This is a genomic window from Pseudoalteromonas sp. BZB3 (assembly GCF_040104455.1).
In the GTDB taxonomy this organism is placed as follows: Bacteria; Pseudomonadota; Gammaproteobacteria; order Enterobacterales; family Alteromonadaceae; genus Pseudoalteromonas.
The window spans coordinates 1-7,543 of sequence record NZ_JBECOS010000022.1 but is presented as its reverse complement, the minus strand read 5'-3'; the positions used below and the strand labels follow the sequence as shown (position 1 = coordinate 7,543).

Below are 7,543 nucleotides of genomic sequence, written 5' to 3'. Positions count from 1 at the left end.
TTATTTGAATGTAAGTCGATACCACAGTAAAGTGCCATAACAGTCTCCGGTCAGTCTTGGTTTCAGCACCTGTTAGCATAGCTAACGAAGGCCCCGGAGGCTGACTAGAGGATTATCAGGTCTTGCACTTTGCAAAATGAAATGAGTTTCACAAAGTTCTACATTCGAGCGTAACTACTTGATAGAGATAACAGAATAGTTGAAGTTATAAACTTATATATGAAAAAGTAATGTATAAGACTAAGGAAGAATAAGTAAATTCTGTAAAAAAGATACATCTTAGAAGGGTAAAAGGTAAAGCTGGTCGGCATAGCAGGATTTGAACCTGCGACCCCTGACACCCCATGACAGTGCGCTACCAGGCTGCGCTATATGCCGACTTGGTGCAACTATACAAGATTAATATTAAAAGGCAACAACCTGTTGGATTATTTGAACATTTTGTGTTCTTTGTTACTTGTTTATTGCCTCTCGCTACATCATTTGTTTTTAAATCACTTTTTAGTGGTATTCAATTTAAAGCTTTATTGAGCAATCGACTTTGCATGCCAGTCGCTAGAGCGATATGTTAGTTCACTGACTATTAGTTTTGTGTTATGCGCATCAAAGCCATAAATGCGTTGAAAATCATGAAGTCTTAAATGTTGGCCCTGGCTATCAAGTTGTTGAATTTGTTTTTTATTTATTTGCTGATAAAAATATGGGCCTGCATTGATAATTTTTCCAGTATCTTGAATTGACCCATTTAACTCTTTGGCTATTTTAAGCTCAACATCAGGATTAAACATTAGCGGTTCTAATTCCACCAGCCCATGTGATGTGTGCAGCGCAAACCATCTCGCTTCACCATACTCTGAACGGAATAACTGTAGCCACTGTAATGGTAATTTTTTAATGCTATTGAGTTCTGTGTCATATATTTCTAACCAAGTGGCCGACTTAGTTTTATGGCGCACTATTAGGTGTTTATCGTCTAGCCATGTCACATCTTCTAACCAGTCAATGTTATTAAATACTTTACTGATTGGTAGACTTTGAGCATTGGTTGCAAACAAGAAAAGTTGATTATCAACTATGGCTGCTAATCGATTATCGTTTGGGCTAACCGATAGTGCATGAACAATATGGTAGCGCGTAAAGTTACTTATCTGCTTTGGTGGTGAGAGCTTTTGTTGCGTATATATTTGGCTTTTACCAGAACGTTTAGACACAAATGCAATCCCCTTTTTATGGTGCATCAACGACGGAGTCATGTCGTAAACTGTGGAGTTATCTACTGCAAAATCAGGCTCCCCTACCCACTCAATTTGGTAGTTTGTGGTATTTGTTCGATAAATAATCTGATTCAATGATTGCGAAAAAATCATTTCACAGCATAGGTATTCGCTCGATGTCGCTACTATTGTAGGGCTAGAGTTCTGCTCTATCGAGCGCTTCAATATGCGCTGAGCAGGTGGCGTGTCGGTATGTAAAATAAATTCATTATGCCAAATGGCGTCTCTCACATATGCGTCAAACTCATGTACTTTATTGAGTTCTTTGTTTTTTGGCGTAAACGCATAAACAATTGAACGCGCATTAGGGCGCTGACCCAAAAGTAATATCGCTTCTTTGTTTATGCCACTATCAACTCTGGTCAATAATACATTGTTATTTTTAGGCAAATAAAGCGGGACTATGTCAGTTAAGTTTTGATCTACCCGATATAATCCTCGGTCTTTTATCGAGGTTGTTTGCGCAATTAAATAGAGTTGTTCGAGATGACTTGAGAAGTCGATATCATAAATTGCAAGCTCTGAAATATCGAGTTGCTGCTCAACAATAAAAGTGTTGTTGACAATATTGCCTTTGACCAGCCAATTTTTGCCTCCTTGTTTACCCACTATATAGAGTTGCGGTTTTGAAATAGCCCCGACAGCAAAAGATAAAAAGTCGAACTGATGTTGAATTAACTGAGTTTGTTGAGTGTTTAAATCTTGAAGAAATAATTCTGAACTCTGTGGCTTTTGATTAATAAACACTGTTGTTAAATCGTTCTTATAAAAGCTTATGCTCCATTTATCACCTTGCATACGAGTGAGTGTTTTTATGTCTTGCGTAGGTTTTGAACTAGGACTCAGCCATGAGAATAAGTAAATAGATACTAAAATGAGGACCGTAACGAGCAAACCAAGTAATAGGAAATTCGGTTTGAATGAAACGGTGTTGTTATTGTGCTCGATGTTTACTGTAGAAGGCGCTTCATCAAAGATCTCAAGGTTAGCAATAAAGCGATAGCCTTTTCTTGCAACTGTCTCGATATATTTGGGTGATTTTGCATTGTCACCTAATAACTTTCTGAGCACTGCGATATGTTTGTTTATGGTGTTCTCACTGACTATCACCCCGCTCCAGCTAGTTTCTAAAAGCTGCTCTCGAGTCACTATTTCATTTTGATGCTGACACAGCAAAAGTAACGTTGAGTATTGCTTAGGCTCTAGCTCTACGCGTTGCTCGTTGGTAAATAACAACTGTTGTTTTGTATCTAGAACATATTCGCCAAAAGCATATCGCATGTTTGTACAACCTAATTAAAAGCAGGGCTTTGCCCATAATAGAAAACACTTGCGTTCAGAAATATACGTGAATTTTCATGACTTCACCACATTGAGCAGCGTTCAAAAGTGTATATTTCACAACTTCACCACAACTTCTAAGCTACTAATTATTAAAGTAATGGCGCTCAATAACAAAAATCTATAGGACCTATTATTTTGAAAAAATATCTGACAAATTTTATTGTGTTAAGCGTGTTTATTTCGATGATGCTCTTTGAAGTATCAGCAAAAAATAAAGACATTACTGAAGATTATATAAACGTACCCCAAGGCAAAATTTATATTCGCACTGAAGGCCAAGGCCACCCTGTTGTGATTATTAATGGTGGACCAGGTGGTGGTCACACTGTATTTGTAGGTTGGTTTGATTTTTTAAAAAAGCAGGGTTATCAGTTGGTGTTTTTTGATGACATTGGTCGGGGTAGATCAACCCGTAAAATAGAGGGGAAATTTACCCCACAAATGACAGTAGACGACATTGAGTCAGTCAGACAGTATTTGGGAGTTAAAAAAATAACTTTAATGGCACATTCTTATGGTGGTATTCCAGCTATGCAATATGCACTTCAACATAGCCAGCATGTCAAAAAGTTAGTGATGCTGAATGCCTCTTACGATACTAAAAGCCAACAGATGAATGCTAATCAATATTTTCATATTATTCGCACGCGATACCCTGAAAAGTGGCGTCAACTAGAATCACTCAAAGCACAAGGTATAAAAAGTACTGATGATAAATTTGCCGAGATTGCTTATGGTCGTTACATGGATTGGTATCAATGGTTTGATGTTGCAAATAGAAGTAAAAATAGAAAATACCAAACAAATGATGAGCGTGACTATTTTAACCTTCAGGTTTTTGATGACATTATTGACTTAGACTACGGAGAAATACGAGGCACTTTACTCAGCATCAATATTGAAGAACAAATAAAAGACTTTGCGATCCCTACCCTTATCACAGCTGGACGCTATGATAATGCATCTACACCTGAACTGGTGTATCGCTTGTACGACATGCTACCAAAAGGCATCGCAACCTACAGCATGTTTGAGCAAAGTGGCCACTGGCCATGGGTAGAAGAAACTGCAAAATTCGAGCAAGTGCTGAGTCACTTTTTAAACAACTAACAATTTTAAATCTTAGTTTAAATACGCATACTTTTTGGTGTATGCGTATTTATCTAAGCTACTTTTTTTCTGATTTAAATGCAGTCTTGCTTACTGCGGTATTCAAGCTCACCAAATTGCCTGAGTTCACATCAAATGTGAAGAACTTGGGCGAATCCCCTTTTTGAGAAATAATCAATTTGTTGTCGGCAATCAAATTAAATGAGCCAACGTTGTTAAGTATCAGTACCAAATTTTGTCCATCATAATTTGAAGAAAATAATTTTGCAGCGTCTTTTTGATCTAGGTATCCATTTTGATTGGTATCTTCATCGATGATCAAATAAAGATTCTTATCCAGCTGATAAGCGCCTTCGACTGGCTCTGGTGTAACCTTAGAAAACTCGACGATTAACCCGTCTCTTTTTAGAAGCATGGTTTGAGTGCCGTCTTCTCTTACAAACATTAAATTAACTGCATTGTGCGATAAATAGCCATCAACATACAAATCGTGCGAAATTGAGGCTGAGTTAAACATTTCTACCACTTCGGTTTCGTGAAACTCGTTTGTATCTATCACATCAGATGTTAATTCAAATATATAAACGTCTTTTAGCCGTGTTAAATATTCAACGGTATAAACAGGCCGTTTAAGCTCATCTTTAGATTGAGTGCTATCAACAAGTTCTATTTTACGTGGCTCATATTTCTTTTTGAAAAGTTTTGAGGCCATTTCAAAAGTAAAACCACCAATAAACACGACTATGACTAGAAAGAACAATACATGATTAGATTTTTTAATGAAATTTAATGCTTTTTCCATATTCGTTTCCCATCGTTTTTATTTTTTACGCGACATCATGCGCCACAAACTACTCCGTTTATTAGTGTAACTATTTTTAAAAGCTCATCACTTCGCTTTAATTCAAGCCAATTTTATTTAAGGGTCTTTTTAGCTCACATTAAAATACGCATGTCGTCGTTTTTATTTAATTTACACTCAATTCTATTTCTTTTGAAAGCGTTATAACCGGCTTAAAGAGGTCAAATTAGCTCAAAAAGGCTATTTTTGGGTATCTAAAAGATGTAATTACTTCTTCCAAGGCTTGCCCGTAAGTCAGCTGAAACATTTATGTCATTTTTCATCGTTACTGTCTGCCGCAATGATTTAGTAACAGCTTTAAGAGCTCAACATGACAAACACATCTTTAAAATTATCTTTGTTGATTGGTGGATTACTTTGTAGTGGCGTTGCCAATGCTTCGCAGACTAATAAGCAATGGCTAACCGAGTCTGAGTTTATTTCGCCTATTGATGCCGCTCATACTGCCCATAAACAGCTTGCTGTGAGTGAAGCGCACGGTATCGCTTTACTCGATGAGCAAGGGCGAGCTTTATCGACAATCAATTCTAAGTCTGAACATTTAGATTTTAGGTGGCTACCAAATTCTCAGTCTGTTGGGGTGTTATCAACACTAAATAAAAACACCGGTAATATCGAGCTCGTTAAAGTTGATTTTAAACACAATCGTATTGAAAAGGCGTATGAGCTTTTGGCTGATAAAACAGCATTTGATGCAATTTGCTTAGGCTCATCATCTGAACATATTGAGTTATTCACTGTTGATGTAAACGGCATCGTTAGTCAAATGGCGCTAAATACCGCAAACGATACTGATTGGCAATTAAGTGAAATTCGACATTTTGCAGCGGGCCTTAATATGAAGTCTTGTGCAGTGAACGACCTCACCGGATCACTCTATATTGCAGAAGAAAATATTGGCGTTTGGCAGTACTCTACTAACCCTGAGCTTGAAATTATTCGAGAACTTTTACAGCTTCCTGAGGGGCTCGAAGTAGAATACTTAGATACAACCGCTTCGGGTGATGTGTCTGTGGTGTCACCGAGTACAAACCAGCTTTGGCTACTTGACCAAAATAATCACGCGTTCAAACCTTTTGAGCTGCCCAAAGACATAGCGCCTAAAACTGTTCAGCTTTACCGCTCTGACAAAAACTTAATTGCTTATGTCTTCGATGATGAGACATCAAAGAATATCAAAATCAATTTAGGCAAACATAAGTTACCCTTGAAAAAGAAGAATGAGCAACCGATTGCCAATCTGATGGCCTTTGCACAAACGACCCCTGTTGTATCTCATGGTGATGCCGCAGATGACCCTGAGATCTGGGTAAATAGAGTTAACCCTTCAAATAGCTTGGTTTATGGTACTGATAAAAAGTCAGGTCTCAACGTATACGATCTTAAGGGCAATCTTGTAAAAACTTTACCTGTTGGTCGAGTAAACAATGTCGATATTCGTTACGGCGTTGAATTCAATGATGAAGTTGTTGATATTGCAGCAGCCAGTAACCGAACCAATAAAAGCATCAGCCTATTTAAAATCGATCAAAAATCTGGGCTCCCTACTTTGCTTGCCGATATTAAAACAGACTTGGCTGATCCATATGGTTTATGTCTAGGACAATACGGTAGAGAACTGGCAGTATGGATTAATGACACCGATGGTCGCTTTCAAAAATACGAGATTGCATTTGATAAGCAAAAGGTAACAAGCAAGAAAACTCTAGAATGGACAGTGCCTAGTCAACCTGAAGGCTGTGTAAGCGATGATGCGAATCAACGCTTGTTTTATGGCGAAGAGTCAACGGGTGTATGGTTAAAAGATCTCAAAGGCAAACAGTCTGACAAGTTAATCGCAGGTCTAAATGAGCAAGTCGAAGCCGATATTGAAGGCATGAGCTTATATCGCTTAAACGGCAAACAATACCTTGTTGTATCTAGCCAAGGTAATAACCGCTATGCGGTATACTCCGTAGACAATAACAATGAATTTTTGGGTGTTTTTAAAGTCGGCGTAAACTGGGCAAGCATGATCGATGGTGCTTCAGAAACCGATGGTTTGGCAGTAACAAGTAGCTATCTTGGTGAAGCCCTCCCTAATGGGCTATTAGTTGTTCAAGATGGTCATAATGTAATGCCTAAAAGCACACAAAACTTTAAGCTTGTGGATGGCAGTTTGTTAAGAGATTGGATTTTAAATAAAGTCGCAAAGTAGCTTCTAAAAATACAGTGCAGATCAACATTGCAATGTTTGAGTTAATATAAAAGCTCACATGTCTAAGTGAGATGCTAGAAGAAGCGTCTCACTCATACTTGCTTTCAGCTAGCGTAAGATTTACCTGCTTATTATTCATTTTTACCAAATGATTTATACGCTCGAACTCTCCAGATTTAAAGCTACCGTAAATTTCTAATTGAGTTAGATTAGGTGTTTGTAATTCAGATAAAAATGAATCTACCAATGTATATTCTTTGTCTTCTTCAAAAAGTTCTAAATCTATTTCAACTTCTTTAAGTTTTGGAAAGCGAGATTTAAGAAGATTATCTAACGTAGCTTGTGCAATCGGTCCACCATTTACGCACGTATAATAATCATCTAGTTGGATAGTTAACCTTTCTAACTCAGGAAAATAAAGAGGTTTATGTAATTCAAAGGCCCCACCTAAATATAAGTCTTTTAATTTAGGCATACCTGTAAAACTATTAGTTATGTCACCTATGGTGCCAAAAACACAATGAGCATTACAAAATAGTTCACTTGCACCCAAAGAGAACTCTTTAACATTTGCAAAGTTAACTTTCGAAACTGCTTCAGTTATCTTGTCATACTTTAGGCCAGACCCTAATGTAACTCCCCCAAAAAATGAAACAGTTTATAAGTAGAATTTTCCATTAACTTAAATAGGAAAATTTACGATGAGAAAAAGCAAGTTTACCGAAACCCAAATTGTTAGCATGATCAAAGAAGCTG

General features: G+C 37.4%; 5 protein-coding genes and 1 tRNA gene. 2 read left to right on the top strand and 4 right to left on the bottom strand.

The window, feature by feature from the left end:
• Window positions 1-301 precede the first annotated feature (301 nt).
• Both ABMY35_RS20705 and ABMY35_RS20700 read right to left on the bottom strand, forming a co-directional pair.
• Window positions 302-378: transfer RNA gene (locus ABMY35_RS20705), tRNA-Pro, on the bottom strand.
• Between the two features lie 146 nt (window positions 379-524).
• Window positions 525-2,555 (bottom strand): transcriptional regulator, encoded by a 2,031-nt coding sequence (locus tag ABMY35_RS20700; protein WP_349287964.1) that lies wholly within the window; start codon window positions 2,553-2,555, stop codon window positions 525-527.
• Window positions 2,556-2,753: 198 nt separating this feature from the next.
• Here ABMY35_RS20700 and ABMY35_RS20695 point away from each other — a divergent pair, with 198 nt between their 5' ends.
• A complete protein-coding gene (locus ABMY35_RS20695; protein WP_349287963.1) occupies window positions 2,754-3,728 on the top strand; it encodes an alpha/beta hydrolase in 975 nt (324 codons plus the stop codon).
• Between the two features lie 58 nt (window positions 3,729-3,786).
• Here ABMY35_RS20695 and ABMY35_RS20690 read toward each other — a convergent pair whose 3' ends face one another.
• Window positions 3,787-4,530 carry a hypothetical protein gene (locus tag ABMY35_RS20690; RefSeq protein WP_349287962.1) on the bottom strand — a complete coding sequence of 248 codons (744 nt, stop codon included), beginning with the start codon at window positions 4,528-4,530 and terminating at the stop codon, window positions 3,787-3,789.
• Between the two features lie 370 nt (window positions 4,531-4,900).
• On the opposite strand from ABMY35_RS20690, the gene ABMY35_RS20685 reads away from it, so the two are divergent.
• Window positions 4,901-6,787, top strand: coding sequence for a phytase (locus tag ABMY35_RS20685; RefSeq protein ID WP_349287961.1), 1,887 nt, complete (start codon window positions 4,901-4,903; stop codon window positions 6,785-6,787).
• Between the two features lie 88 nt (window positions 6,788-6,875).
• Here ABMY35_RS20685 and ABMY35_RS20680 read toward each other — a convergent pair whose 3' ends face one another.
• Window positions 6,876-7,340, bottom strand: coding sequence for a hypothetical protein (locus tag ABMY35_RS20680; RefSeq protein WP_349287960.1), 465 nt, complete (start codon window positions 7,338-7,340; stop codon window positions 6,876-6,878).
• Window positions 7,341-7,543 lie beyond the last annotated feature (203 nt).

Coding starts and splice junctions, on each gene's coding strand:
- ABMY35_RS20690 (WP_349287962.1), bottom strand. CDS start 4,530: ATGGAAAAAGCATTAAATTTCATTAAAAAATCTAATCATGTATTGTTC.
- ABMY35_RS20685 (WP_349287961.1), top strand. CDS start 4,901: ATGACAAACACATCTTTAAAATTATCTTTGTTGATTGGTGGATTACTT.
- ABMY35_RS20700 (WP_349287964.1), bottom strand. CDS start 2,555: ATGCGATATGCTTTTGGCGAATATGTTCTAGATACAAAACAACAGTTG.